Genomic DNA, 25,982 nt, shown 5'->3' on the forward strand with positions numbered 1-25,982 from the left:
ATCTTCCCGAAAAATTTCAAAAACCATGAAATAGTATGAGTTTCCCCTATGCATAGATTTTTTTTGTAAACTACGCTCATTATTTATAATAGATTATAGCTAGAAATACTGCAGATATCTCCAAAATTTACACCTACTCTATAAATTCTTTAATCCAAAATAATGTTAGGAATCCAACACTAAATATCAAAATCAAACAAAAATAAATTACATTTTGTACTATTAATCTTTCTAAATTGTTAAATGTTAAGGAACTTTGGAGACAGAATTAATTTACACTAAATATAAGAAGAGCACACTATTCCGCCCAGGTTATTGCTCCGTTTATTGAAACTAAGCACATTTTGTATGGTATTTACAGAACTTAATCCCAAGGGTAATTTTGACAGTTGGGATAAAAAGAAACTAAAAGAAATAGAAGAAGAAAAATTTAGCGAAAATATTGGTGATACTCTTTTTGAAAATGAAGAACTAATTCTAACCGAAATAGTATTGAAACCTAAGGAACGGACTCCGTTTAGAAGGCATACTAATGACTATAGTTGCACCTGTTTTACGGACGGTCTTATGATTTCAAGAAATATTAACGGACAAATAGCCTTGCTGCGTTTGGAAGAAGGTGACCATTTTTATTGGGCCTGCAGTGGGGAAGAAATGGTTCACGATTTAGAAAATATTGGTGAAAACACTATAAACATCAAAATTCTTGCGGTAAAAAAATAAACGGCCGCTATACTTAATAGTAAGGGGCCGTTTGTAAATTTTAAGAGGGTTATTACCAATTTATAGGAGCTTTACCCAAATATTTTTCTGCAATAGGCTGGTAATAATCCTTTACATCTTCTAAATCATATATCTTTTGCGACTTAGTATACAAATCGTACTTATTGAAATCTTTAATAAGTTCTAAATATTCTTTGTCACCTTCGTTCAACAACTCTTTGTAACTACCTCCCGTATGCCATGGGTAAAAGGAATGGTAACGTATCATTACCATAGCTTCTTTGGGCAGTTGGTTCTCTTTATGATTAGAGAGTACTTGAAACAGATACTCATCATGCCCCCATGCTAGGTTAAGATTGTCCATACCACAACCTTTTTCATAAATACCTGTAGGCGTATTATAACGGGAATCGGCCATATCCGGATTCAATTTATTAAACTCAGGATATACACAAGTATCCGGCAATTCGCAACCTACTACGAACACATCACCTACGGTTCCCCATTGCTCGTCCTGGCTGGTACCGTCCTCATCGCTTCCCCATAGGAACATCACCTTTCCTAGGTCATGAATAAGACCGGTAAGCTGCATCCAATCTGGGCGATTGTCTTCTCTAATAGCCTCCGCGCTTTGAATTAAATGCTGTACGTTGGGCAAATCCAAATCGGGATCGCTAACGTCTATCAATCTATTCAAATGTCCCATAGCCTCCCATAGGTCCATTGGTTTGTCATAGGTCAAATATTTCTTGTGCATACGTTGAACATAGTCTACCGTTTGCTTTGACCGCATTTTTCTATAATGCTCCTTAACGGCCGCCGACACATCTACAGCCTCATAATCCCTGAACGTTTTTTCCATCTTTAACAATTTAGCTTTAAACTACTTACTCCAACTATTAATCTACACCACGGCATTGGTTATGCTTTACACATTACCTAAAACAAGATATAAAATAATAGTAAATACCACTAGAAAGAGACTAAAGGGCTTGGCATACTTCCAAGGTTGAAGGTTTAATACCCCCGCATCTTTCATTATAAATTTTTCTTCTTTTTCCCCTAATGCGGAAACTAGGTGCATAATCAATATATTCAGCACGAATTCTATTCCCCAAATATGAATAAAATGAAGATTCACTTCAAAAATGTAATACATGGCCACGTAGAATACCAATCCAAACATAAGTCCGGCTTTCGCCCCAATAGCACTAACCTTAGGAAATAGAAAAGCTGCAATAATTACACTGGCAATGGGTATAAAGAATATTCCGTTCAACTGTTGTAACAACTGGTAAAGTCCATCTGGCGCATTAGCTACAAAAGGCGCTATACCTATTGCCAAAACGGCCAAAATAGCAGAAGTACTCTTGCCAATGACCACCAATTTTTTTTCACTGGCATCTTTTTGTATGTATTTTTTAAAAACGTCTAAACTAAATACAGTGGCAGCACTGTTCAATGCACTATTAAAAGTACTTAAGATAGCTCCCATCATTACTGCGACAAAAAAACCAGTGAGCCACAGAGGTAAAACTTTTTTTACCAAAAGTGGATAAACGTTATCCGGATTGTCATAAAGACTTTCCCCAAAATAATAAAAGCCGATAAGGCCCGGCAAAACAATTACCAAAGGCACCAGTATCTTAAGTAAACCCGTATAAAGTAATCCCTTTTGGGCTTCTTTTAGACTTACCGCTCCCAAAACCCGTTGAATAATGGATTGGTGCATGGTCCAGAAATATATCTGATTGATCATAAGCCCCGTAAACAGCACTTCAAAAGGTAAAATTGCGGAACGTGCTCCCTCCCCTATTCCCGACTCCTTACTTACCACATTGAATTTCTCTGGGCTGTGCTTGAATACTGTTGCCATTCCTTCAAACAAATTGCCTTCGCCAATGCTTAGCAAAGCCAAAATAGGCACCAATAACCCTGCTACCAATAGGCCAAACCCGTTTATCGTATCTGTATAGGCCACCATTTTTAAGCCGCCAAAAATGGCATATACGGCACCAATACTACCTACGATCAAGATAGTTATCCATATACCTTCACTTTGGGTGACATTCAATAATTCGGAAATTTCAAAAATAGCTTCTATGTTTAAAGCACCTGTATAAAGCACAATAGGCAGCAGAGTGGCTACAAAAGAAATAATCAAAAGGAGCGCCACAAAAGTACGGGTGAGACCGTCAAATCTTTTTTCCAGAAATTCTGGAATGGTAGTCAATCCCATTTTTAAATAGCGAGGGGCAAAATACAGGGCCGCAATGACCAAAGCCAAGGCAGATGTAACTTCCCATGCTACAATAATAGCTCCGTTTCGATATGCAGAACCGTTCATTCCCACCAAATGCTCAGTAGAAATATTGGTTAAGAGTAAAGAACCTGCTATTACAATTCCGGTTAAGGATCTACCTCCCAAGAAATAGCCGTCTTTGGTGTTCAATTTATCGCGTCTAAGCTTGTATGTTGCATAGAAAGCAACAAAACCAGTAAAGAGTAAAAAGGTCAATAACGCCATAAGAAGGTGCCCAGGGGGATTAAGTTGCAAAAAATTACCTCGGTTAAATATCAAATAAACACAAAAAAAACGAATAAATTACCATATTCACAAACATTTCGTGTGCGCAAACGAAATATTAAGACAGAATACACTCACTGATCATAAACATAGACTAATCTAGTAATGTACTAGCGCAAATAGATTACCCATCACAATTGTTTTTTAAACCGCAGTTATCATTCATTAATTGCGGATGGTTTACTTATTTTTAATTCATGAAAATTATATCAACTAACATTGGTAGCCCAACTACCATTACTTGGAACGGTAAAGAAGAACTAACGGGCATTTTTAAATACCCGGTAGAAGCCCCCCTGTTTTTAGGAAAAACGGATGTAGCTAATGATACTGTAATTGACCGTAAACATCATGCAGGTGTAAACAAGGCCTGTTTTCTATTTTCCACGGAACATTATGAGTATTGGAAAAGCTTATACCCAAGTTTGGATTGGAACTGGGGTATGTTCGGAGAAAATCTTAGCGTTAGTAATTTTGATGAATCCGTTATACGTATAGGGGATATTTATAAAATAGGAAGTGCCTTGGTTCAAGTATCACAACCTAGAGAGCCTTGTTATAAGTTGGGTATACGGTTTCAAAACCAAAGTATTTTAAAACAGTATATAGATTATGGATTTCCAGGCACTTATGTACGCATCCTAGAAGAGGGTGAAGTCAAAGTAGGAGACGAATTACTGCTGGTGGAGCAATCACAAAACGCGCTTACCGTTAAGGATTTTTATCAGTTATTATTTACCCGCCAAAAAGACCCGCAAATACTACAGTTGGCCTTGACCAATACTTCTTTGCCCGAGTATAAGCGTGAACGTTTAAAGAAATTCCTTCCTAAATCATGAATTATCCATGGCACTTATACGTAATGGGTATCATTTACGTAATGACAGGTATTATGCATTTTGTAAAACCAAAAGCCTATATGCGCATTATGCCCAGATATTTACCCAACCACAAGCTATTAGTACAACTTAGTGGTATTGCAGAAATTTTATTAGGTATAGGTGTTTGCATCCCTGCTGTGAAGAACTACGCTATATACGGAATTGTACTCATGCTAGCCGTGTTCTTACTGGTACATTTTTATATGCTATCCAGCAAAAAAGCTTCGGCCGGATTTCCCAAGTGGCTCTTAATAGCAAGATTGCCTTTACAACTGGTCTTAATGTATTGGGCCTATAGCTACCTATCACTATAAAAAAAGCCCCTAACGCTCTCAACAACACTAGGGGCAATTAACTCAACTCAACTTAAACTATCTTAGTTTACCGAAATCTCCTTGTAATAAGTTTCTTTGCTATCTCTTACTACAACGGTATACTCACCTTCGTAAGCTTTGGTAAAATCAAATGCTTTTTCAATAACCATTTCATTCTCTCTTTTTTCAGAGAAAACTAGTCTGTTACTACTATCGTAAACTTGAATATCTACGTCTTTGCTATCTAGGTTCAAAAGGTTTAAATAAACCATTCCACCTTTTTGTCTAAAGACCGGTTTACTGTTTTCTTTTTTGTCTATTACCTCTACATTGCTTCCGTTTACACTAATTGTGTAGGAAATTGTAGTTAAATCATCTTCTGATTTAAAGAAATATAGACCATCTTTAAGTTTAGAAAGGTCAAACTTCTTGGCATAGTTTTCTTTTTCAACAGTTTCAAAGAATATAACGTTCTGCTCTGCATCCATAAACTTGATGGTTGTTCTTCCCGCATGGGCATCTAGTTCATAAACAAAGCTTTTTACATTTTCATTTGGTACAACACTAAGCTTGGGCTCGCTGGCGATACTAGCAGTTGTAGTCAATAACAAAGCGATCATTGCGGCGGTTCTTACTACTTTTCTCATATCGTTTTTTTTTATATCCTGCTGTTACACAGGGTAGGTTAATAATATGATACAAACATACTGCCGTTATCCTGCTCTCACTACTCCACAATTCGCCAATAAATGTGCTATTTTACCATTCCATATACAGCAATATTGCCCATAAGGTAATATTGAACATATTTTAGTTAATTTTGCAAAGAAAGAAGGAATTAGCCTTGTTTAATTTTGTATTATGAGCAAACCCCCGCTAACAAATCAGAAGCCCGCTTTTGAGGCCATAGAACCTAGTTTTGGGCATTCTTATACGTATCAAAGGTTTGATGCGACAAAGAATAATAAAAACACCGTATGGCATTACCATCCGGAAATAGAACTCGTTCACGTAAATGGTGGATCTGGCAAAAGACAGATCGGAAGCCATGTTTCGTATTACTCAAAAGGAGACCTTATATTAATAGGTAGTAATTTACCCCATTGCGGTTTTACCAATACACTTACCGGTAATGAAAGCGAAACGGTCATTCAAATGAAATTGGATTTCTTGGGAAACGATTTTTTTAATATTCCCGAAATGAAAAAAATTCAATCGCTTTTTGAAATGGCAAAAGGTGGTATAGCCTTTTCCGGAAAGACCAAAAGAAAGATTGGAGAGAAAATGCAGATTCTGGAATACCAGACCCATTTTCAGCGTTTACTTTCCATATTGAATATTTTAAACGAATTGGGCAGCTCCAAAGAGTTTAAGATTCTTAATGCCGAAGGATTCTCTATGGAAACCGAAGTGAAGGACAATGATCGTATTAACGTAGTCTTTAACCACGTTAAGAACAACTTTAAGGAAGAAATAACATTGGATGAAATAAGTAACATGGTAAGTATGACCGTACCCTCTTTCTGTCGTTACTTTAAAAAGATTACCAATAAAACTTTTGTTCAGTTTGTAAATGAGTACCGTTTAGTGCATGCCTCCAAACTTTTGGCAGAACAACCTTTAAGTATTACCGAGGTGTGTTTTGAAAGCGGTTTCAACAACTTTTCTCACTTTAACAAACAGTTTAAGGCATTTACAGGTCAAAACCCATCTGAATACAGGAATGAGTTAAAAACGGTTCTTAAATGATAGATGGTCTGTTCCCGGACGAAATGAATTTGAACCTACCGGATAGTGATATTACCTATTATCCAAATTTTATAAAAAGGGCAACGGCCGATTCTTATTTTCAGTCGCTTAAAGAAGAAACCCCTTGGCAACAAGATAATATTACGGTATTCGGTAAGACCTATGCCCAACCAAGGCTAACGGCTTTATATGGTAATAACGGTAAGCCCTACTCCTATTCCAAGTTGGTAATGGCGCCCCATAAGTTTACACCTCAGCTTTTAGAAATAAAAAACAAAGTTGAAACATGTACTGGGGTAGTGTTTACTACTTGCTTACTCAACCTCTACAGGAACGGTCAGGATAGTAACGGGTGGCATGCAGATAATGAGAAGGAGTTGGGCAAGAACCCAATTATTGCATCGGTGACTTTAGGGCAAGAGCGTTTCTTTCACCTAAAACATAGAAAGGATAAAAACCTGAAACAAAAAATTCTATTAGAACATGGTAGTCTTTTACTAATGAAAGGTGCTACACAAGAACATTGGCTGCATCAGGTTCCAAAAACGGCCAGAGTTATTAATGAGCGCATAAACCTGACGTTTAGAATTATTACATAAAAAAATCGGCCATTAAAAATAGCCGATTTTTTTTACCCTTTACTTATGAGAAGATTACTGCCTTTAGCCGCCGGGTGCCAACTAATGTCCTCGCAACCATCTACTCTAATATAACATAGACATTTACTTAAAAATGTATTATGTCGTTAAGAAGCCAAAATTTTAGTTCTATTGAGTTCAAATATTAATTTGTCCTTAATTACTTTTGTAATGCTATGAGACAGACATTTACGGAAAGAGAATTAGACCGAATTATTGAAATGGCCTGGGAAGACCGCACTCCTTTTGATGCTATAACTTTCCAATTTGGCATATCGGAACAGGAAACTATTGAACTTATGAGATACCACCTTAAACCCAAAAGTTTTAGGTTGTGGCGTAAACGAGTTCAGGGCAGAAATACCAAACATGCCAAGTTAAATAATACGGAAGACCATAGGTTCAAGAGTACACGGCAGCGCCATATATCTATGAACAAAATTTCCAAACGGTAAACTATTTCGTTTTTAAATCTAAAATAGTTCGTTCAAAACCTTGGCCAAACGCAACCCTCCTTTCTGTAGTTGGGTTTCAACCGTGCCCCACCATTCGTAACTGTAACGGTAATATAGCTTCTCTCCTACTTCAACGGAATCATAGAGTTTATCTGCAATTTCTTGAGATTCCTCTACCCAATCATAAATTGTACCTTGTTGAATGTATTTTACTTGTTCTTTTGAAAGTTGGGGTAAACTAGAAGCCAACTCGGTATAGCTCATACCATAATCATTTATCATATTGGAATCCCAAACTCTATGCAGGTTAGTTCCGGTATTGAACCATTGCAACTGAATATCGTTTCCCCCCTTATCCTCATAACGTCCTACATGCATTGGCTGGTGTAGGTCTCCTATTAGATGGACCAGCATTTTAAGGTAAAAAATCTTGTCCTCCTTTTTACTGTTATCGTCTTTGATAATTTCAATACATTTATTGATACCCACTATAAGATCCCCATGCTCACTGGGCTCTATATCTTCGTAATTTTTTCCTTGGGGAATGTTTACATAATGCCAAGCACTAAATTCTTTATAGGCCCTGTCGGCTTTTATATCATCTGCAAACGTAGATACATAAGCAAGACTCTCTCCGTTCAACAACTTTTTAAGTGCCTTTCTGGTTTTTTTTGAAAGGTGATGTTGAGCCACTTCGCCCACGGTGCGGTGTCCGGTTTTTGACCACTCACCATCATTTGCGTTAGAAAGTGTTGTTATTAAGAACAGAAAGAATACTATTTTTCGCATGAAATTTATTTAGCCGCAAAAGTAGAAAATTGAAGTTAAATCTATTGTTAAGAAACCCTAGGGTTTCATTTTTTAATTTGATATTGCACACCTAAAATTCACGGATTTGATCTTAAAAAAAATAAAGTCTCCAATATTAAGATATACCCTGCTTACCCTAATAGCACTCATAGTTTTCTCCTTTCTGTTTATACTAAGTATTTACTGGGGAGCTTGGGGTAAACTGCCCGGCAAGGAAGAACTTTCGGATTTTCAATACCAAAGGGCTTCGGAAGTATACACGGCAGATAGCGTCCTTATTGGTAAATTTTATTTGTACGACAGGCAGCCCATAGCTTTTGAGGCTATTCCCAAAAATGTACTTAACGCATTGGTGGCCATTGAAGATGAACGTTTTTACGAGCATAACGGCATAGACTATAAAAGTTTGGGGCGCGTAGCTGTAAAGACCATACTTATGCAAGACCAATCTGCCGGTGGGGGAAGCACCCTATCCCAACAGCTTGCTAAGAATTTATATCCCCGGAGGGATAGAAAAAGAGCCAATATCGTAGTGGATAAAATAAAGGAAATGTTCATTGCTTCCCGACTAGAGGACATTTACTCCAAAGATGAAATCCTTACGCATTACCTGAATACCGTTTCTTTTGGCGACAATACTTTTGGAATAGAAAGTGCTTCCCTTAAATTTTTTAATAAACAAGCAAAAGATTTAACGGTAGAAGAAGGAGCGGTTTTAGTGGGCATGCTCAAGGCCACTTATGGCTATAACCCTCGTATTTTTCCCGAGAGAAGTTTAACCAGAAGAAACCTGGTACTTCTGGCCATGTCCAATAACGATTATATATCCGCGGATCAAAAAGACAGTATTATCGACCTCCCCTTAAAACTGGACTATCGTGATTTTGACAGCAATGCCGGACTTGCGCCCTATTTTAGGGAAGAAGTAAGAAAACAACTGTTGAAATGGAATGACAAGCAAAAAGAGGAAGGTAATGAATATAATATCTACACTTCCGGCCTAAAAGTGTATACCACTTTAGATTACAATATGCAGTTCTGGGCGGAAGAAGCCATGCGTGAGCATATGACCGCATTACAAAGTAGTTTTGAAAAAAGCTATGGTAAAAATGCCCCATGGAGCGCCAATAAGAAGCTGATAGAAAAGGTCGTTAAAAACTCGGATGTTTATCGGAAACTGAAGAAACAAGGGTTGAAGCATGACAAAATCATGGATTCCCTAAGCATAAAAAAGGAATTGGTGCTAACGGATTGGGAAGGAGAAAAGACCGTCCAGGGCAATTCTATTGATAGTATTACACATTATATGAAATTCTTGAACACCGGTTCTTTGGCATTAGACCCTAAAACGGGTGCCGTTAAAACATGGATCGGTGGTGTAGATTTTGAGCATTTTAAATATGACCATGTGGCCCAAAGTAAACGCCAAGTGGGTTCTACCTTTAAACCTATTGTCTACACAACGGCATTAGAAACCGGCACTTTGCCTTGCACCTATTTTTCTGCGGAAGAAGTAGCGTACGAAAATCTAAAAGGTTGGTCTCCCAGTAATTCCGGAAAGAAAGATGAGGCTTACCTCAACTATTCCATGGAAGAAGCCTTAAGTCATTCCGTAAATACGGTAGCGGTAAAAGTTTTGGAAAAAGCGGGCATCAACAATGTGCTCACTATGGCCAAAAATATGGGTATTTTCTCCAAACTACCTGCTCAACCCTCTTTGGCCTTAGGTACCGGAGAAATATATTTAAATGAACTAGCGGGCGCTTATGCCAGTTATGTAAACGATGGAAAAGCTGTTTTACCTTATCTCATTGAAAAAATTACGGATAGAAAAGATTCCCTCTTAACCGAATTTAAGCCAAAAAGAGCTCGTGAAACCGCTTTTTCAGAAGAAACGAGGCAAATTATGGTAGAAATGATGAAAGGTACAATTGATAAGGGTACGGCCTCTAGAATCCGTTCCACCTATAAATTGAACAATGCCATTGCCGGAAAAACCGGAACCACACAAAATAATAAGGATGCATGGTTCGTAGCCATTATGCCAAAATTGGTACATGTAACCTGGGTGGGACTGGACAATCATGAGATAGGGTTCAGAAGCACCAGTTTAGGGCAAGGCGCTAACGCAGCTCTTCCTATCTTTGCCAAATGGATGCAGGAAATGAACAAGCATCCTTACTATAATGAAATTACAAAGGCGCAGTTTAAACGGCCCAACCCAGCAACTTTAGAGATGTTGGATTGCGAACCGGTAAAACGAGATGGGTTCTTTAAGCGTTTGTTCAAAAACCCGGACAAAAAGAAAACCAAAAAGTTCAGACAAGGAAATTAAGACCGAACCTAACAAACTTTAAAACCAAACGACTTGAATTACAAAATACTCTGTTCAGATTTAGATGGTACTTTATTGACCACAAAAAGTGATGTTTCCGAATTTACGATAGCAGAAATTAATCGAATTAAATCACAGGTAAAAATAATTTTGGTGTCTGCGCGTATGCCAAGTGCTATGACGTATTTACAAAAAGACCTGGCCATTGAAGAGCAACCTATTATCTGCTACAATGGCGCTTTGGTGCTGGATGGCGATAAAGAACTTTCATCCGTACATATTGGTACTGAACATCTTGATAAAATATATCATTTAGCCGAAGTGAACGACACCAAACTCGGTTTATATTACAACAATGAATGGTATGTTGAAGAAGATTCTGAACGTGTTCAGAAAGAAATAAAGTACACCAAGACCACTCCGGTTTTTAGACCTACCTCCGAAACGCTTTTGGACTGGGAAGAACGCAATATTGGTGCGCATAAGATAATGCTAATGAGCACAAAAGAGGATGCCGATAACCTCTACCCTATTCTTGAAGAAAAACTGGGGGAACACCTAAACCTATACCGCTCAAATGATACGCTCATTGAAGTTGCGCCAAGATCCGTTTCAAAATTATCTGCCATAAAATCTTTATTACAAGAAGATGAATCACTAGAACATGTTATTTCTTTTGGTGATAATTACAATGATATTCAAATGCTGGAAAGCAGTGGTTGTGGTGTTGCTGTGGGTAATGCCAGAGAAGAAGTGAAAGCCATTGCCAATGCCGTTACCCTACCCAATACAGAAAATGGTGTAGCAGACTATATTAAAAAGCATCTGGTAATTTGATTATATTTGAGGAAAAGCACCCACAAATCATATGACCGAACCTTTATTACCTGCCCCGTTAATAACCGATGATACCGTTGTTTTTGGACTATTAGCACTCTGTCTAGGCTTTATTTTTTATGGATCATCTCAAAAGACAGGTTTTTGGAGTAAATTTTACGGCATAGTACCAGGGGTGCTTATGTGTTACCTATTGCCAGGTATATTGGCATCTACAGGTATTGTTGCCGAAAAATGGCAGACCTTGAGCGATACCGGTGAAGTTATCACCCATACTTCCAGTCTGTATTATGTTGCCAGTAGGTATTTACTGCCTGCAGCGCTGGTGCTTATGACATTAAGTATAGATTTAAAGGCGATTATGAGCTTAGGGTCCAAGGCACTTATTATGTTCCTAACAGGTAGTGTTGGTATTATTATTGGCGGACCTATTGCTATTTTAGTTGTTTCTATCTTTTCTCCCGATAGCGTAGGGGGAAACGATTTTGATGCTATTTGGAGAGGGCTTTCTACTATTGCCGGTAGTTGGATCGGTGGCGGTGCCAACCAAGCGGCCATGTACGAAATCTTTAAATACAATCCTGAAAAATACGGCGCCATGGTGCTGGTAGACATTGTTGTGGCCAATATCTGGATGGCTGTTATTCTACTAGGCGTAGGCCGCACCAAACAAATTGACAAATGGCTTAAAGCCGATACTTCCGCTATTGAAACTTTAAAGGTCAAGGTTACCGCTTTCGCCGAAAAAATAACCCGTGTACCTACCTTAAAAGACTATATGATGATGCTTTGCTTTGCGTTTACCGCAACTGGCATTGCACATTTCTTTGGTAATCATATTAGCGATATGCTGACCATTTCGTTTGAAAGTGTTCGTGATCAAAAAAGCTTTCTCTCTTTCTTGGGGTCCAGTTTCTTTTGGATGGTGGTCATAGCCACAGCGGCAGGTATAGCCTTATCTTTTACCAAAGCTAAAAACTATGAAGGTGCCGGTGCCAGTAAAATAGGCGGTATGTTCATTTATCTACTTGTGGCCACTATTGGTATGAAAATGGACTTGGGTAAAGTACTTGAAAACCCGGGATTGATTGCTATTGGCCTTGTCTGGATTTCTATTCATGCGGGACTATTGATTCTTGTAGCAAAACTGATAAAAGCACCCTTCTTTTTCTTGGCCGTGGGAAGTCAGGCCAATGTAGGCGGTGCAGCTTCGGCCCCAGTTGTAGCTGCGGAATTTCACCCATCGTTGACTTCCGTTGGGGTACTTCTAGCTGTTTTTGGTTATGTAGTGGGTACGGGCGGTGCACTGCTATGTGCCTACTTGATGGAAGTTGCTTCGGCACTTTAAATGGGGCAAAACATATCCACGGAAAATCAATCCCAACTCAACCGGCTACGCTCTTCCCAGTAGGCTTTGGAGTTTACTTTTTCCTTGGTAAGCTCTGCTAATTCTTCTTCATTCAAAGTGAAGGAATTCGCCTTTAAATTTTGTTCCAGCTGATGTATATCCGCAGCACCGCTCAATACATAGTCCGGTTGTACCTTGTCCATTACATACCGCAATGCAATAGCATCTACACCTACTTCGTACTTTTCAGCCAAAGTCTTCAATTTGGTATACAAAGATTGATACTGAGGATATTTTTCATTTTCAAATATGCGGCCATTGGCCATCGCTTCTTTAACTATCAGTTTTTTGTCCTGTAATTTTATATCACGTAAAACTGGTAAAACGGCTTGTTCCAACATATTAAAAGTAACCTGAAAACTATCAAAAACCACCTCGCCATCAATTCGTATTTGGAGAGCATTTTCTATAACCTCCTTTTGATTAGGCCCACTTGTAGAAATCCCAATTGTAAGTCCGGTCGTTCTTTTTATCTCCAGTAGTTTTTCCAATACGGGTTTATTCTGAAGCACCCCACTTTCAAATGTTGCAGAATGAATTTGATAGAACTCCAAAAAAGGAAGAAGCCCCTTAGAGAACTCCCATTGCTCCGTGAGCTTTTCAAGGGAGTGTTCTTTTACTTCATGCGGACCATCATAACCCAATTGCCAATTGGCCACATAGGTATAGCCCCATTTGGTACCCAGTACTACATCTGTATGTGCTCGGTTATCCTGCCAATCTTTTAGAAACTCCTCGCCTTTTCCATAAGACGGGGCGGTATCAAAATATCGCACCCCTTTCTCATAAGCGGCATCCAACACCTTAAAAGCATTGGCCCTGAAAGCAACTAAGGACTTATCCCTATTGCCTTCATCAATATTTATATATTCCGGACGACCCAAAGCGGCCATACCGAGTCCAATTTTTGTTTTAGACGGATTGTCTGTCATACATTTAGTTTTACGAACTGCAGGATAACATGGAACAACCTACTTTGTTACGCGCCCAATCCGGACGTTTGGCAAACCATTTTTCATACTCCGGTTGCTCATCGTACGGCTTCTTCAACAAAACAAACAGCTCATAAATTAAAGCGTAATCTCCCTTATCCGCATCATCAATCGCCAATTGTGCCATATAATTGCGTAGCACATATTTGGGGTTTACCGCATTCATTTTTTCTTTTCTTTCGGCATCTGAAAAAGTTTCTTTTTTCAATCTATTTTGGTAAGCCGTAAACCAAAGTGTCCATTTTTCCAGAATTTCACCTTCTACCTCATCAGGCATATAAAAGGCTTCACCAATGGTTTTCAAGAAAGAATCTACATCACCCGCATCCTTTTTAATATCGGCTAAATTCCGAAAGAACAACGTCATGTCTGTTTCGGTAAGCTGTAGATTTTCTTCTAAATCGTTCAGCAACTGTTGGTCCAAATCATCCTTTTTAAAAAGCCCTATTTTAGACTTCATCATATCTAAATACTTTTCCTCAAACTTGGTTTTAAAGCCCTCCAGAACATTCTCCAAAGGTGCTGCCTCATCAATCAAAGGATATAACGCATTTGCCAATTGGTATAGATTCCACAACCCTATATTAGGTTGGTTTCCGTACCGGTATCTACTATGCTGGCGGTCTGTGGTATTTGGCGTCCATCCATGGTCGTAACCTTCCAACCAGCCATAAGGGCCGTAATCTATTGTCAGACCAAGAATGGAAAGGTTATCCGTATTCATAACGCCATGAACAAAACCTACCCTTTGCCAATGTACCAACATATCTAAAGTAGCATCTGCCACAGCCTGAAAAAACTGTACATAAACCGCCTTGGAAGGCGCTCCCAATTCCGGAAAAAAGTGTTTTATAGTATAGTCCACCAACGTTCTCATGGTAGCGATATCTTCACGTGCGGCAAAAATCTGATAGTTACCAAAACGAAGAAAAGAAGGGGCAATACGACAAACAATAGCACCTTTCTCATAGGCGGCATTGCCATTGTAAAGCACATCCCGAAGCACTTGGTCTCCGGACAACGCCAAGGACAAAGCTCGTGTAGTAGGTACGCCCAGATGGTACATGGCCTCACTGCACAGGTATTCACGAATGGACGAGCGCAAAACCGCCAGCCCGTCCGCCGTTCTGGAATAAGGGGTTTCACCCGCTCCTTTTAGCTGCAGTGCCCAATGCTTCCCGTTATGTTCTATTTCCGTAAGGTTAATGGCCCTACCATCACCCAATTGCCCGGCCCAATTACCAAATTGGTGCCCGCCATAGCACATGGCATAGGGTGTAGTTCCTTCAAGGACTTTATTACCGGTAAAGATATTTAGGAATTCTTCGGTTTGAGTGTCTTCTATAGAAATGCCGAGTTCGTTCGCCATTTCCGGTGAAACATGAATCAAGCTTGGGTTAGTCGTTTGCTTGGGAGTAGCATATGAAAAACAAGCTTTTTCTACCTGTCTTCTGCTATTCTCCATAATGAGATCAGCCGGTAATTCCTTATTGAACGTCTCTTGTATATTGAATTTCATTTGTTTCATTTTTCCATTGCCCATAACTTACGAGAGGGCAAAAAGCTACTTTTTTAAAGTGACCACCTTATTTCCCTGCCCCATAAGAACTATATCCGTAGAAGAAAGGAAAAGTCCCGTCTCCACCACTCCAGGAATTTGAATGAGCACATCGTTCAACGCTTTTAAATCATCCTTCTGAAAAATATCGATATCCAAAATACAGTTGTTTTCATCTGTTTTATACACCTCATTATTTTTCATGCGTAACCGAGGGTTCAAATCCATTGTGCTCAATTCTGAAATGATAGTTTCCGTTGCAAAAGGAATGGTCTCTACGGGCAACTTAAATTTTCCTAAACGTTCAACTTGTTTGCCCGAATCCGCTATGATGATGTTGAATCTTGAATTATGGGCCAATATTTTTTCGCGGAGCAATGCACCTCCCCCACCTTTTATCAACTGAAATTTGGAATCAAACTCATCGGCACCGTCTATGTTGATATCCATGGTACCCGCTTCATCCAAAGAAAGCAGTGATATGCCTGCCTGTTTGGCCAGCCTGGCCGTAGCATCGGATGACGGCACACCTTTCATAATAAGTCCGCCTGCAATCCGCTTCCCTAATTCCGCAATCATAAAAGCCGCCGTAGATCCAGACCCTAAGCCCACGATCATTCCGTTCTTTACATAATCCGCGGAAGCAATGGCCGCAATCCATTTTTCATTTTCAGCATTCATATATTCTTCCGTATTAAAAAATTAATGATTGAGAAGATATTGAATTATTTATAGAATCATAGCCCTTATTGGTCGTAATTTTAGCTATATTCTTTCTTCTCATCCAAACAAAAATACTGCACATTTATGAACTGCTCATCAATTTTAAAAATAGCTTCTTGAGTAAACTACCCAAAGGTTAAACCACTAGACCTATTTAAAGAACAACCCGTACCCGAAAGCATTTAAATACCGATTAATGAGTAAACCAAAAAAAATATAGATATTTGCGCCACCAAAAACTGAACATGAAAAACATATTTCTTTTAAGTGCAATTTCTTTACTGTTGCTATCATGTGGAGGCAGCACAAAAAACACCATGACCGTAACCGGGAACGTAAAGGGACTAAAAAAAGGTACGCTTTACTTACAACACGTACCGGATAGCGTTTTGACTACTATAGATTCTTTACAAATAGAAGGCGATGGTAATTTTACGTTTACAACTGAGCTAGAAAGCCCAGAGATTTTCTACCTCTATTTAAATAAAAAGGATGCCAATGAAGTAAACGACCGTATCACCTTTTTTGGAGAGCCCGGTACAATTACGATCAACACGTCTTGGAACACTTTTGATACCAATGCTAAAATTGCGGGTTCTGAAAGCCAGATAAAACTGGAAGAGTACAGAAAAACCATGTCTCGCTTTAACATGAAAACCTTAGAGATCATTCAATTGGCCAACGACCCTAAAAACGTTTTGGATTCATTGCAATTGGATTCCGTTCAGAAGCTTAGCGACCGTAATCTTCAGCGCGGTTATGCTTTTTCCTTAAACTACGCGCTTAACAACAAGAACTCTTACATAGCGCCTTATATAGCTTTGACCGAAGTTCCCGATGCCAACGTAAAATATCTTGATTCTATTTATAATGTACTAACGCCCGAAGTCTCGGAATCTAAATACGGTAAACAATTAAAAACGTATCTAGAAAAGATCAAAAAGTAAAAAAGCCCGCAATAGCGGGCTTTTTATTTAATTCTTGTTAGGTCTAACCTAGTTTGTTCACTTTTTCAACAAGGCCTGTTGCCTTTGTTTCCAATTCTTGGCGAACAGCATTTAGGTGCTTCTTTCTATTCTCAACACCTCTTTGGTTCACTTTCTGAATAAGGTCATCAAAAGTCTCAATAGCTTCATCAATAACCTTTGCTCCTTCTTTAGATTCTTGGTTAGCATTGGCAGCTTCTACAATGTATACCGCTTCTATGATGTCTCCCAAGACATTATTAATATCCTTCTTTAATTCTTTTACACTTGCCATTATCAATAAATTTTACGCAAAAATACGCTATTTATACTCAATTTGAACAAAATATATAGAGTGAAATATTTAAGAGGTTAAATGGTTACCTCTAAAAGTTTCGTTCCCTCTGTTGTTATTTTTATAGTGTTGGACGATGCCGGTAAAAGAGTAGTCTCTCCCTTTTGGATTTGTACACTGCCATTTTCATTGGCAATAGTAGCCGCACCTCCTACGCACATAAAAATGGTGAACGAATCACGATTGGTAACATCTTGTGTCATTCCTGCATTCAAATCCAGAAAATCCGTTTTAAAATATGGGCAATCAACCATTTGGTTGACCTTGTCTTTAGTATTATCGTACTTTACCTTAAAGTCGTCTTTCTTATTATAGTCTATAGCATCTAAAGCCTGCTCTGTATGCAATTCCCTTAGGTTTCCGTTCTTATCCCTTCTATTGAAATCAAAAACACGATATGTAACATCTGATGTTTGTTGGATTTCTGCCAAGAGTACACCGGCACCAATTGCATGAATCTTTCCTGTGTTAATAAAGAAAGTATCGCCCTCTTTAACCTTTTCATAGTTTAAAAGGTCTAGAAGCGTATCGTTTTTCATACTTTCTGCATACTCCTCTTTACTAACATCTTTATTGAAACCAACGATTAGGCTGGCATCATCATCCGCATCCATAACATACCACATTTCAGTTTTCCCAAAAGAGTTGTGACGTTTCTTGGCCAACTCATCATTGGGGTGCAACTGAATGGATAGATCTTGTTTAGCATCTATAAACTTGATTAATATTGGAAAATCGGTTCCAAAACGTTCATAAACACTTTTTCCCAATACACTTTCTGGATCTTTTTCTATTAGGTCTTGTAATGACGCACCCGCCAAATCTCCGTTGGAAACTACAGAAATATCTCCCGGAACCGTAGAAAGCTCCCAACTTTCGCCAGTGATATCGTTTTCAATTGGCTTGCCCAAAACGTCTTTAAGTTTAGTGCCGCCCCAAAGGCGCTCTTTTAAAATAGGATTGAATTTTAAGGGATGCATAGTGTTTCTTTATAGTTATTAGTTTATGTTCTATCCTGAAAAGGTGACAAAATTTCGGGGGGTTTCATATAATACAACCTCAAGCTCGTGCCTTTCATTAATATGAGGTCTTAGTTTGTTCCAAATAACAATTGAAATATTTTCTGCAGTTGGATTAACGTCTTTAAATTCCGGAACTTCAACATTCAGATTTTTATGATCCAAAGCATCCTCTACTTTATCGCCAATTAAATCCTTTAAAACTTTCATATCCATAACAAAGCCCGTTTCGGGGTCTATTTCTCCCGTAACGCTAACAATCAACTCATAATTATGGCCGTGGTAATTGGGGTTGTTGCATTTGCCAAAGACCTGAGCATTCCTATCATCGCTCCAATCTTTACGATACAAACGATGGGCGGCATTAAAATGGGCCTTTCTACTAACCTTTACTTTCATCCTCAATTGAATTTTGGCTTATGTGGTCATAAAATTTCTCGAAAATAATTTTGAACCACGCCGTATACGTTTCCGGATTTTGTGCCATATCTTTTTTAATATCAGAAGGCTTCATCCATTTCCAATCCGCTACCTCGTCCGGGTTAATTTTTGGTTCTCCGGTATAACTACCCATCATAACATGATCAAACTCATGCTCCGTTAACCCGTTATCAAATGGCGCTTTATAGATGAAAGAAAACAGTTCTTTAAGTTCGGTAACAAAACCCATCTCTTCTTGTAATCTTCTTTTTCCCGCCTCTATATTGCTCTCGCCTTCACGTTGATGGCTACAACACGTATTGGTCCAAAGATTGGGAGAGTGGTACTTGTGGGCAGCTCGTTGCTGCAACATCGTCTCACCTTTATCATTCATTACAAAAACAGAAAATGCGCGATGAAGCATAGCTTTTTCATGCGCCTCCATTTTAGGCATTGTTCCTATTTGGTTATTGTCTTGGTCTACCAAGATTACTTCTTCTTCTTTCAAATATCTCCTTTTTTACAAGGCACAAAAAAAGCGCCTCCGGACAAAAATAATACCTTTAAGTTAGTATCGTATGAAGAGAAGATGATAAATTAAGGAAAGTGAGTCAATTTTATAAAAACCTCTAAAAGAAACGAGGTGATTTTAAGTTACCCTTTGTGCTTATAAAATCATATCTTAAAATGGCTTCAAAAGAGCCCGAATTATAGACCGCTTTGCCCAGCTCGGTAACTTCGCGATCATAGGCAAGACCGATCAAGAACTTCTTGGAAATATTGAATCCTAGCATACCACTGAACGCCGCATCCCAACGATAGGCCGCTCCAAGGATAAATTTTTCACTAAACATAAAGTTTGCCGAAATATCAACTTGCAATGGGGCTCCAGTAACCAGTTTGGTCAATAAAGCGGGTTTAAACTTTATGTTATCGTTTAAATCCCAAACATAGCCTGTTATAAGGTAAAAGTTCATCTGTTCTTTGGCCGTTGACGGTGCCGGACCATCTTTAAAATGAAGGGTCTGTAATATACGCGGAACGGAAAGACCTGCATAGAACCTCTCATTATGGTAATAGATACCTGCACCAACATTGGGCGAAAACTTGTTGTCTATATCATTCTGTAAACTTGTATCTGTTGTAAATTGATTGAGTTCCGAAAAACGAACGTCCAGTAAATGGGCGCTTCCCTTTAGCCCAAAACTTAATCTACCTTCCGAGGATGTGTATACCGTATATGAAAAGTCTATATCAATATAAGTCTCGGAAGTAGGGCCAATTTTATCATTAACTATTGAAGCACCTAGGCCCACACCTCTATACCCAATAGGGGAATGTATGTTGAAGGTCTGCGTTGTAGGAGCTCCATCCAACCCTACCCATTGGGAACGGTGCAAGAGTGCTGTACTAATATGACCTCGAGAACCCGCATAAGCAGGGTTGACGCTCACCGTATTATACATATATTGGGTATACTGAGAATCTTGTTGTGCAACGACATTCTGTATACCAACCGTAATAAGAACGGCGAGTAGCGCACCTAGTTTGTAAGCGGTTATTCTGAGATTTGGGATCATCATTACTGCTATCTGTTAATGTATATATATCCTGAAAGTGATTTTTGTTCACCTTGAGCATCTTTGTAATCTAAAATATAGAAATACGTACCAACCGGTAATTTTCTATCTGCATCAACAGTAACCCTTCCTTGAGAGGTTCCGTCAAACACGTTTCCTTCGGTGTTGTAAGCCTGTGTAGTATATACAAGAACACCCCATCTATTATAAATCCGAATTGAGTTATCCGGGTAGTTTTCCAGCCCAGTTATGGTCAGTACGTCATGGGCTCCGTCATTATTTGGCGTCACTACGTTAAATACCTCAATAGGTTCTTCCTCTGCGTTAGGCTCTAAATATTCCGGTATACCATTGCCATCCGTATCATCATTGGCATAATTCCCATCAATATTTATATCCTCGTCTTTACTCTGGATACCATCATTATCATCATCCGTATCCCTATAATCAGATTCTCCATCGCCATCCGTATTTGGTAAATCGTTATATGGATCGTTTATTTCATCATTAACATCAAGATCAATTGCCGTTTCGCCTTCGTACCCGTCATCAAGACCATCGCGATCTTTATCCGAACCAATTAAAGTAACGTCAGGAATACCGTCTCTATTATGATCATGCCCTTCTATTCTATCCGGAACATTGTCATTATCACTATCATCATCAACGTAATCCGGTAAATCGTCTCCGTCCGTATCTTCTGGGATAATTCCTAATCCACCATTATTTTCATAGGCATCATCCACTCCGTTTCCATTTAAATCCAATCCGCTTGGCGGGATATAATCAATAGTGGTTTGAGCTTCTACGTTATCCGGGATACCATCATTGTCACTATCAATATCTAAATAATCCGGAATGCCATCATTGTCCGTATCCGTTGGATGTGTAGACGGGTCATTATCGGCATCTAAATTCAAATCTTCAAAACTATCTAAGATTCCATCATCATCCGTATCCAAATCAATGGCATCTGTTACCAAAATAATTACCGTGGCTGTATCACAATTACCTACCGTATCGCAAAGCGTATAAGTAAACGAGTCGCTTCCATCAAAGTTTTCATTTGGTGTGTAAGTAACCCTATCATCGGATGGATCGTTGGGTGTACCGTTATTATCCAATACTAACGTTCCATTTGTTGGGTCCGTGGTCGTTAAAGTTCCTGTTGTTGGAATATCATTGTCATTCCCAAGAATATCCAATTCAACCGGCGTATCTTCTGTAGTAGCTATGCTATCATCAAGAGTATCCAAAATAGGTAGCACATCTACTGTAACCGTAGCCGTACTACAGTCCCCAAAAATATTACAGACCGTATAATTGAACGTATCCTGACCATTGTAATCAGGATCCGGAATGTAAGTCACAATATCATCTGTAGGATCGTTAGGTGTTCCGCTATTATCAATATTTACCGTTCCGTTTGCCGGATCGGTTGCGGTAAGTGTACCTTGTGTAGGCAGCTCGCTATCATTGTCAAAAATATCCACTACCACTGAATCATCTTCGTCTACAGTAACGAGATCATCAACCAGAATGGCCGACTCATCAATACAGACTACGGTAAAACTAGGTAGACTTTTTGCATTACCAGCCTTAGTAATAGTAGCTATATAGCGCTCCACGTTCTGCGTGGCAATAACCATAGGAGCACTCTGGTCTCCTGGCAAAGGAGGGTTCCAACTCACTATTGCTCCCGAAGAAAGGTTATCCGTATTATCACTAATATCCAGTGTTACTTCATTATAAGGTGAATTACAGTTGGTTACTATAAAATAACTGGTTGCATTCTTACCACATAAGGTGCCATCATAAGTAGCAAAATAAATCCCTTGATCATTTACTTCCAAGAAGGAATCCGTACTTAAAATAGTACTGGTGTCCTGCGCTTCATACCAGCGAAAGTTGGTTCTGGTTTCTTCTGGGGTGTCATCTGGAGCGCGTAATAAATACTGAGCATTGGAGACGGTAAACCCCAGCATGGCAAAAACCAAACTGAGGGCCAGTTTTTTATATGTAGTTATCGCTTTCAAATCGATTGGTTACCGTTTAGATTATTTTACTACAAAAACTACATTGATCAACGAGTTATAGCTTGCTGGTTGTCCAATAACATCATAGGTCATTATTCCGGATGCATTTACGGATACATTGTCAAAAACTGCCGTATCGTAAAAAGTAACATAGTAATACAACTCCGTATTGGCATATGTTGGAATAGCTGCTGGTGCCGAGGCACTAGCTACCATTGGCGAACCGAATTGTGCAACATATTGAGCGTGCAAGTCTATAGTTCTACCGGTTCCATTTGTTGAAGCGTCTACTTCTATAGAAGGTGGATAGAAAATTCTAGCTGCCTTAGACGTTATTGGAGCTATTGCCTGTATTACCTCTTGTACATTAGTTTCTTCTACATAACCCTGAGCTGCATTTTTACCTGCATCATCAACATCGATCGCTACTCTAAGCGGAACTTCATCGTCATATTGATCATCAGTTCCCAAAGATGATAATGGCACATTTCTAGAACCACCACCATCTGTTAATCTCAAGTTATTACCAACTACTGCAAATCCTGTATTGTATTCATTTCCTGGATCAGAGTCGGCATCGTTTACATTTAAAGTTATAGCATTTCCGCCTGAAATTGCCACATGACCTGCATTGCCATTAGTTGACAAAGTTTGATCATCTGTGGCAGGATCACCTGCTGGGCCTTGAGGGCCGGTAGCTCCAGTTTGACCGTCTTGACCATCTTGACCTGGTTGTCCCTGAGGACCTTGAGGGCCTTGAGGGCCTTGAGGACCCTGAGCCCCATCCTGACCGTCTTGTCCGTTTTGACCTGGTTGCCCCTGTGGACCTTGTTGACCTTGGGCTCCTTGCGGACCGGCCGGTCCTTGAGGACCTTGTGGACCCGTTGCTCCTGTGGCACCGGTATCTCCTTGTGGACCCTGAGGACCAACTTCACCTTGCGGGCCTTGGGCTCCTGTAGCGCCTGTATCTCCTTGCGGACCTTGAGGACCCGTTGCTCCTGTGGCTCCTGTATCTCCTTGTGGACCTTGAGGACCAACTTCTCCTTGTGGGCCTTGGGCTCCTGTAGCTCCCGTATCTCCCTGAGGACCTTGCGGACCTTGTGGGCCAACTTCACCTTGTGGACCTTGGGCTCCTGTGGCTCCCGTATCTCCTTGCGGACCTTGTGGACCTGTTGCTCCCGTATCTCCTTGCGGACCCTGAGGACCAACTTCTCCTTGTGGGCCTTGGGCTCCTGTGGCGCCTGTATCCCCTTGTGGACCTGTTGCTCCTGTAGCTCCTGTATCTCCTTGTGGACCTTGTGGGCCAACTTCACCTTGCGGGCCTTGAGGACCCGTTGCTCCAGTGGCTCCGGTATCTCCTTGCGGGCCTTGTGGACCTATTGCTCCAGTGGCGCCTGTATCTCCTTGTGGACCCTGAGGACCAACCTCACCTTGTGGACCTTGGGCTCCTGTGGCTCCCGTATCTCCTTGTGGACCTTGAGGACCTGTTGCTCCTGTATCTCCTTGTGGACCTTGAGGACCTGTTGCTCCCGTATCTCCTTGTGGACCCTGAGGACCAACTTCACCTTGCGGGCCTTGGGCTCCTGTAGCGCCTGTATCTCCTTGCGGACCTTGTGGGCCAACTTCACCTTGTGGACCTTGGGCTCCTGTAGCTCCTTGCGGGCCTTGAGGACCAACTTCTCCTTGTGGGCCTTGGGCTCCTGTAGCTCCCGTATCTCCTTGCGGACCTTGTGGACCTGTTGCTCCTGTGGCTCCCGTATCCCCTTGTGGACCCTGAGGACCAACTTCACCTTGTGGACCTTGGGCTCCTGTGGCTCCCGTATCTCCTTGTGGACCTTGAGGACCTGTTGCTCCTGTATCTCCTTGTGGACCTTGAGGACCTGTTGCTCCCGTATCTCCTTGCGGGCCTTGTGGGCCTACTTCTCCCTGTGGACCTGTTGCTCCTGTGGCTCCCGTATCCCCTTGTGGACCCTGAGGACCAACTTCTCCTTGTGGACCTTGTGGACCTGTCGCTCCCGTATCTCCTTGCGGACCTTGAGGACCCGTTGCTCCTGTGGCTCCGGTATCTCCTTGTGGACCCTGAGGACCAACTTCTCCTTGTGGACCTTGTGGGCCAACTTCACCTTGCGGGCCTTGGGCTCCTGTTGCGCCTGTATCTCCTTGCGGACCTTGTGGACCAACTTCTCCTTGTGGGCCTTGGGCTCCTGTGGCTCCCGTATCTCCTTGCGGACCTTGAGGACCCGTTGCTCCAGTGGCTCCGGTATCTCCTTGTGGACCCTGTGGACCAACTTCTCCTTGTGGACCTGTCGCTCCTGTGGCTCCCGTATCCCCTTGTGGACCTTGTGGGCCAACTTCTCCTTGTGGACCCTGAGGACCAACTTCTCCTTGCGGGCCTTGGGCTCCTGTAGCTCCCGTATCTCCTTGTGGACCCTGAGGACCAACTTCTCCTTGAGGACCTGTTGCTCCTGTAGCTCCTGTATCTCCTTGCGGGCCTTGTGGACCTGTCGCTCCTGTGGCGCCTGTATCTCCTTGTGGACCCTGAGGACCAACTTCTCCTTGTGGACCTGTTGCTCCAGTATCTCCCTGAGGACCTTGTGGGCCAACTTCTCCTTGTGGACCTGTCGCTCCTGTGGCTCCCGTATCCCCTTGTGGACCCTGTGGACCAACTTCTCCTTGTGGGCCTTGGGCTCCTGTTGCGCCTGTATCTCCTTGCGGACCTTGTGGACCAACTTCTCCTTGTGGGCCTTGTGGGCCTGTATCCGGATTAATCCATGAATAAGTTCCTGTACCGTCCGTAGAAAGTACTTGTCCATTATTCCCACCTGCAGGCAGTTCTATTTCGTTTGTTGGGTCCGAATCTTCATCCCTAATGTCTATTGTGGTATTGGTACCATCGTTAATTTGTATTTCAACGGATCGGTTTGGCACCACAACTGCACTACTAAGATTTTGATCATCTCTAAAATCTGTAAGATCAACGGTTGTATCCGGGCCTGTACCATTATCTAAAGTGATGATATTTCCTGTAAGACTTATCTGCTGATTATCAGTATTTGCTAAGCTTGATAAATCTACCGTTTCAGAACTACCATCTTCTATGCCTATTGTTAACGTATTTCCCGAAAGACCTGACCCTTGAATACTTTGATTATCCGCTAAATCGGCTAGACTCACAGTGTCAGAACTTCCTCCTTCAATTCCAACGGTTAAAGTAGTTCCCGAAAAAGTTAAATTCTGAATGTTTTGGTTGTCCGTACCCGAATCATCTAAATGTGATAAATCTACTGTTTGGCTATTCCCGTCTTCAATACCCACAGTAAGTACATTTGAACTTGTATTTATTGCTAAACTTTCGATATTTTGATTATCACTTCCAGCAGGGAAATTTACGGAAAGGTCATAATCATTACCTGTTTGATTTAAGGTTACAGAGCCGTCCGTAGAGGTAATGGTTTGAATCTCATTATTTGGGTCACCATCTAAATCTGGCGTAGCATTTCCACCTACTGCATTCCATGTGGTACCGTCATAAACATATAATTGTCCAGCAACCTCGTCTACATAAGTTACACCACTATTGCTTGGTGTGACCGTTGG

23 protein-coding genes and 1 pseudogene are annotated in these 25,982 nt (G+C 40.6%); 10 read left to right on the plus strand and 14 right to left on the minus strand.

The window, feature by feature from the left end; genetic code table 11:
• Positions 1–348 precede the first annotated feature (348 nt).
• Positions 349–723 (plus strand): hypothetical protein, encoded by a 375-nt coding sequence (locus tag Q4597_RS15320; protein WP_215441031.1) that lies wholly within the window; start codon positions 349–351, stop codon positions 721–723.
• Positions 724–775: 52 nt separating this feature from the next.
• Here the strand turns inward: Q4597_RS15320 and Q4597_RS15325 are convergent, their stop codons facing one another.
• Both Q4597_RS15325 and Q4597_RS15330 read right to left on the minus strand, forming a co-directional pair.
• Complete coding sequence (locus tag Q4597_RS15325) at positions 776–1,585, minus strand: inositol oxygenase family protein (RefSeq protein ID WP_303406950.1); 810 nt, start codon at positions 1,583–1,585, stop codon at positions 776–778.
• Between the two features lie 66 nt (positions 1,586–1,651).
• Positions 1,652–3,280 carry a solute:sodium symporter family transporter gene (locus Q4597_RS15330; protein ID WP_303406951.1) on the minus strand — a complete coding sequence of 543 codons (1,629 nt, stop codon included), beginning with the start codon at positions 3,278–3,280 and terminating at the stop codon, positions 1,652–1,654.
• Positions 3,281–3,507: 227 nt separating this feature from the next.
• Between Q4597_RS15330 and Q4597_RS15335 the strand changes: the two genes are divergently transcribed.
• Positions 3,508–4,149 (plus strand): MOSC domain-containing protein, encoded by a 642-nt coding sequence (locus Q4597_RS15335; RefSeq protein WP_289061971.1) that lies wholly within the window; start codon positions 3,508–3,510, stop codon positions 4,147–4,149.
• Positions 4,146–4,505: a MauE/DoxX family redox-associated membrane protein gene (locus tag Q4597_RS15340; RefSeq protein WP_303406955.1), complete on the plus strand. Its 360-nt coding sequence runs from the start codon at positions 4,146–4,148 to the stop codon at positions 4,503–4,505. Before Q4597_RS15335 ends, Q4597_RS15340 begins: the two co-directional genes overlap by 4 nt.
• A 62-nt stretch (positions 4,506–4,567) precedes the next feature.
• On the opposite strand, the gene Q4597_RS15345 is transcribed toward Q4597_RS15340, so the two are convergent.
• Positions 4,568–5,152 carry a hypothetical protein gene (locus Q4597_RS15345; RefSeq protein ID WP_215441037.1) on the minus strand — a complete coding sequence of 195 codons (585 nt, stop codon included), beginning with the start codon at positions 5,150–5,152 and terminating at the stop codon, positions 4,568–4,570.
• Positions 5,153–5,366: 214 nt separating this feature from the next.
• On the opposite strand from Q4597_RS15345, the gene Q4597_RS15350 reads away from it, so the two are divergent.
• The 3 genes from Q4597_RS15350 (at position 5,367) to Q4597_RS15360 (ending at position 7,347) form a co-directional block, all read left to right on the plus strand.
• A complete protein-coding gene (locus Q4597_RS15350) occupies positions 5,367–6,254 on the plus strand; it encodes an AraC family transcriptional regulator (protein ID WP_215912462.1) in 888 nt (295 codons plus the stop codon).
• Complete coding sequence (locus Q4597_RS15355) at positions 6,251–6,853, plus strand: alpha-ketoglutarate-dependent dioxygenase AlkB (protein ID WP_303406958.1); 603 nt, start codon at positions 6,251–6,253, stop codon at positions 6,851–6,853. The genes Q4597_RS15350 and Q4597_RS15355 overlap by 4 nt, the downstream gene beginning before the upstream one ends.
• A gap of 215 nt (positions 6,854–7,068) precedes the next feature.
• On the plus strand, positions 7,069–7,347 hold the full coding sequence (locus Q4597_RS15360) for a TIGR03643 family protein (RefSeq protein ID WP_303406960.1): 279 nt from the start codon (positions 7,069–7,071) through the stop codon (positions 7,345–7,347).
• An 18-nt stretch (positions 7,348–7,365) separates the two neighbouring features.
• Here Q4597_RS15360 and Q4597_RS15365 read toward each other — a convergent pair whose 3' ends face one another.
• Entirely contained in the window at positions 7,366–8,136 is a 771-nt protein-coding gene (locus tag Q4597_RS15365) for a S1/P1 nuclease (RefSeq protein WP_303406962.1), read from the minus strand.
• A 106-nt stretch (positions 8,137–8,242) separates the two neighbouring features.
• Here Q4597_RS15365 and Q4597_RS15370 point away from each other — a divergent pair, with 106 nt between their 5' ends.
• From Q4597_RS15370 to Q4597_RS15380, 3 genes are read left to right on the plus strand one after another with little or no spacing between them, the layout of a single operon-like run.
• Positions 8,243–10,492: a penicillin-binding protein 1A gene (locus tag Q4597_RS15370; protein WP_303406964.1), complete on the plus strand. Its 2,250-nt coding sequence runs from the start codon at positions 8,243–8,245 to the stop codon at positions 10,490–10,492.
• A gap of 33 nt (positions 10,493–10,525) precedes the next feature.
• On the plus strand, positions 10,526–11,329 hold the full coding sequence (locus tag Q4597_RS15375; RefSeq protein WP_303406966.1) for a Cof-type HAD-IIB family hydrolase: 804 nt from the start codon (positions 10,526–10,528) through the stop codon (positions 11,327–11,329).
• A 31-nt stretch (positions 11,330–11,360) separates the two neighbouring features.
• Positions 11,361–12,677 (plus strand): DUF819 domain-containing protein, encoded by a 1,317-nt coding sequence (locus tag Q4597_RS15380; protein ID WP_303406968.1) that lies wholly within the window; start codon positions 11,361–11,363, stop codon positions 12,675–12,677.
• Positions 12,678–12,703: 26 nt separating this feature from the next.
• Here Q4597_RS15380 and Q4597_RS15385 read toward each other — a convergent pair whose 3' ends face one another.
• From Q4597_RS15385 to rpiA, 3 genes are read right to left on the minus strand one after another with little or no spacing between them, the layout of a single operon-like run.
• Positions 12,704–13,669, minus strand: coding sequence for an aldo/keto reductase (locus Q4597_RS15385; RefSeq protein WP_303406970.1), 966 nt, complete (start codon positions 13,667–13,669; stop codon positions 12,704–12,706).
• Between the two features lie 10 nt (positions 13,670–13,679).
• Entirely contained in the window at positions 13,680–15,248 is a 1,569-nt protein-coding gene (locus Q4597_RS15390; protein ID WP_303406972.1) for a YdiU family protein, read from the minus strand.
• Between the two features lie 45 nt (positions 15,249–15,293).
• Positions 15,294–15,968 carry a ribose-5-phosphate isomerase RpiA gene (gene rpiA, locus Q4597_RS15395; protein ID WP_303406974.1) on the minus strand — a complete coding sequence of 225 codons (675 nt, stop codon included), beginning with the start codon at positions 15,966–15,968 and terminating at the stop codon, positions 15,294–15,296.
• A gap of 287 nt (positions 15,969–16,255) precedes the next feature.
• On the opposite strand from rpiA, the gene Q4597_RS15400 reads away from it, so the two are divergent.
• Complete coding sequence (locus Q4597_RS15400) at positions 16,256–16,957, plus strand: DUF4369 domain-containing protein (RefSeq protein WP_303406976.1); 702 nt, start codon at positions 16,256–16,258, stop codon at positions 16,955–16,957.
• A 43-nt stretch (positions 16,958–17,000) separates the two neighbouring features.
• Here the strand turns inward: Q4597_RS15400 and Q4597_RS15405 are convergent, their stop codons facing one another.
• The 7 genes and pseudogenes from Q4597_RS15405 to Q4597_RS15435 form a co-directional block, all read right to left on the minus strand.
• On the minus strand, positions 17,001–17,270 hold the full coding sequence (locus Q4597_RS15405; RefSeq protein ID WP_215441054.1) for a hypothetical protein: 270 nt from the start codon (positions 17,268–17,270) through the stop codon (positions 17,001–17,003).
• Between the two features lie 77 nt (positions 17,271–17,347).
• Complete coding sequence (locus Q4597_RS15410) at positions 17,348–18,310, minus strand: type I phosphomannose isomerase catalytic subunit (protein ID WP_303406978.1); 963 nt, start codon at positions 18,308–18,310, stop codon at positions 17,348–17,350.
• A gap of 30 nt (positions 18,311–18,340) precedes the next feature.
• On the minus strand, positions 18,341–18,748 hold the full coding sequence (locus Q4597_RS15415; RefSeq protein ID WP_215912473.1) for a 6-carboxytetrahydropterin synthase: 408 nt from the start codon (positions 18,746–18,748) through the stop codon (positions 18,341–18,343).
• The gene (gene idi / locus Q4597_RS15420; RefSeq protein WP_289040971.1) at positions 18,732–19,277 is read right to left on the minus strand and encodes an isopentenyl-diphosphate Delta-isomerase; all 546 of its coding nucleotides are present in this window, start codon (positions 19,275–19,277) and stop codon (positions 18,732–18,734) included. Before idi ends, Q4597_RS15415 begins: the two co-directional genes overlap by 17 nt.
• A gap of 121 nt (positions 19,278–19,398) precedes the next feature.
• Positions 19,399–20,349, minus strand: coding sequence for a type IX secretion system membrane protein PorP/SprF (locus Q4597_RS15425; RefSeq protein ID WP_408065841.1), 951 nt, complete (start codon positions 20,347–20,349; stop codon positions 19,399–19,401).
• Between the two features lie 8 nt (positions 20,350–20,357).
• Positions 20,358–22,334, minus strand: coding sequence for a gliding motility-associated C-terminal domain-containing protein (locus tag Q4597_RS15430; RefSeq protein ID WP_303406986.1), 1,977 nt, complete (start codon positions 22,332–22,334; stop codon positions 20,358–20,360).
• A gap of 72 nt (positions 22,335–22,406) precedes the next feature.
• Positions 22,407–25,982, minus strand: a pseudogene (locus tag Q4597_RS15435) (hypothetical protein); the annotation flags it as partial.

It is taken from the genome of Zobellia sp. 1_MG-2023, from assembly GCF_030549125.1.
GTDB classification, from domain to species: domain Bacteria; phylum Bacteroidota; class Bacteroidia; order Flavobacteriales; family Flavobacteriaceae; genus Zobellia; species Zobellia russellii.